The organism is Litchfieldia alkalitelluris, from assembly GCF_002153425.1.
GTDB classification, from domain to species: Bacteria; Bacillota; Bacilli; order Bacillales; family Salisediminibacteriaceae; genus Evansella; species Evansella alkalicola.
The window spans coordinates 1-1,285 of sequence record NZ_MTSQ01000035.1 but is presented as its reverse complement, the minus strand read 5'-3'; the positions used below and the strand labels follow the sequence as shown (position 1 = coordinate 1,285).

The following is a 1,285-nucleotide window of genomic DNA, read 5'->3' as shown; positions in this document are numbered from 1 at the left end:
CCGATCGTCAACTTTATTTTAGCGTTGAAACTTTGTCTTTCGAAGCCACAAATGAATCACATTTTCACATTTGTTAATGGAATTATTTTGACCGACGGAAGAATCAACGTTTCTCAAATTCGTCGATCCACTAATGAAAAAAGAGATCTTAGTTGCATGACTCGTTTTCTTAACGAGTCACCGTGGTGCCCGAACTATGTGACCAACAAACGGATTCATTTTGAATCACATAAGGCAAAATCGAACCAGCACAAGTGATACAAGGCCAATCACATTTTTCATTATCGATGATTCCCAATGTAAGAAGGATCGTTCCACCAAGAAGATGGAAGGGTTGGATAACCACTTTTCTCATTCAGATGGAAAGGCCGTTTGGTCTCATTGTGTCGTGACAGCTCATGTCGTCAGTGACAATCACTCGTTTGCTTGGGATTTCCGTTCCTACTTTCGTGAAGAATATTGTCAAAATGAAGATATTCCTTTTAAAAGCAAAAATGATCTGGCGATCGAGTTAATCAATTCCTATCCAGCCACGGAAAACGAACAGGTATATGTGTTGGTGGATAGTTGGTACACAAGTAAAAAGTTGATTGAACACTGTCTTCAAAGAGGATTTCATCTCATCGGTGGTCTTCGTGCGAACCGAAAGATTTATCCTCATGGAATTGGCATTAAAATCACTGATTTTGCGTCCACTTATATAGAGTCATCTGATCTCCACTCCGTTACCGTGGATGATCATTCCTATAAGATTTACACTTATGAAGGAAATTTGAATGACACCGAGTACGCCAAAGTCCTTTTGTCTTGGGAAGACAAATTCGATTCGAGCAAAACGCCGTTTTGTATCCTTTGTACAGATAGTAGCCTGGATCTCGTAACCATCCTGCGCTATTATAATGTGCGTTGGAACATCGAAACCGGATACCGTTATTTCAAAGAATTACTGGGCTTTGACGAATATCAGCTTCTTTCACGCAAAGGAATTGAACGCTTTTGGACCATTGAATTTATTACTTACAACTACTTGGAGTATCAACGGCAAGAATGGCAAAAGGAGATTCCGATGACCATTGGAGATGTCGTGCGACGTATTCGTAAGGATCATCTTGGTCAACTTGTCGTTTACACCTATGAACAAGCAATGGCTCAAAAGTCGCTTTTTGATATGTTGAAAGAACTAAAACTGGCAGCATAACTGAATTTTTTTCAACTGTCAGTTCATACGCAATCCGTATGCCCTTTTTTAGGAATACTGATTAAAAATGCAAGAATCAAGTTGATT

At 39.4% G+C, this 1,285-nt stretch carries 1 protein-coding gene; it reads left to right on the top strand.

The features are described 5' to 3' along the window. Positions 1-220: 220 nt before the first annotated feature. On the top strand, positions 221-1,198 hold the full coding sequence (locus tag BW724_RS23035) for an IS701 family transposase (RefSeq protein WP_176371259.1): 978 nt from the start codon (positions 221-223) through the stop codon (positions 1,196-1,198). Positions 1,199-1,285: the final 87 nt, after the last annotated feature.